This is a genomic window from Bacillus sp. 7_6_55CFAA_CT2 (genome assembly GCF_000238655.1).
Classification (GTDB): domain Bacteria; phylum Bacillota; class Bacilli; order Bacillales; family Bacillaceae_G; genus Bacillus_A; species Bacillus_A cereus.
This window is the reverse complement of the sequence record NZ_JH414730.1, coordinates 1-943: the sequence shown is the minus strand read 5'-3', so window position 1 is coordinate 943 and position 943 is coordinate 1. Positions and strand designations below refer to the sequence as shown.

The following is a 943-nucleotide window of genomic DNA, read 5'->3' as shown; positions in this document are numbered from 1 at the left end:
TTTACTATTGTCCCTGGACCATTCACATCACGCTGAACTGTTGTTGAGTTCGCTCTTGCATTACTATTTACTGTTCCATTTCCTTTTACATTGTCCTGGACATTCACATCACGTTGGACTGTTGTTGAGTTCGCTCTTGCATTACTATTTACTGTTCCATTTCCTTTTACATTGTCCTGGACATTCACATCACGCTGAACTGTTGTTGAGTTCGCTCTTGTATTACTATTTACCATTCCATTTCCTTTTACATTGTCCTGGACATTCACATCACGTTGCGCTGTTGTAGGACTTGCCTTTACATCATTATTTGTTGCTCCTGATCCGCCTGAACTTCTTAATCTATCTTGAACGTTTACATCACGTTGCGCTGTTGTAGGACTTGCCTTTACATCATTATTTGTTGCTCCTGATCCACCCGAACTTCTTAATCTATCTTGAACGTTTACATCACGTTGCATTGTTTGTGTTTCGGATTTTACATTTGCTTGTGACTCTTCCGCTCCTCCTGTATTTCTTAATTTACTTTCCATTTCAATATCTCTTACTGCCTTTTGTTTTTCACCTTTCACTTCACCTTGTGATCCTTCGGCTCTTCCTGTATTTCTTAATTTACTTTCCATTTCAATATCTCTTACTGCCTTTTGTTTTTCACCTTTCACTTCACCTTGTGATCCTTCGGCTCTTCCTGTCTCTCTTAATTTGCTTTCCATTTCAATATCTCTTACTGCTTTTTGTTTTTCACCTTTCACTTCGCCTTGTGACCCTTCAGCTCTTCCTGTCTCTCTTAATTTGCTTTCCATTTCAATATCTCTTGCTGCTTTTTGTTTTTCACCCTTCACTTCGCCTTGTGATCCTTCAGCTCTTCCTGTCTCTCTTAATTTACTTTCCATTTCAATATCTCTTGCTGCTTTTTGTTTTTCACCTTTCACTTCGCCTTGTG

General features: G+C 38.9%; 1 pseudogene. It reads right to left on the bottom strand.

From position 1 onward, the window contains the following. Positions 1-943, bottom strand: a pseudogene (locus tag HMPREF1014_RS29105) (pLS20_p028 family conjugation system transmembrane protein); the annotation flags it as partial.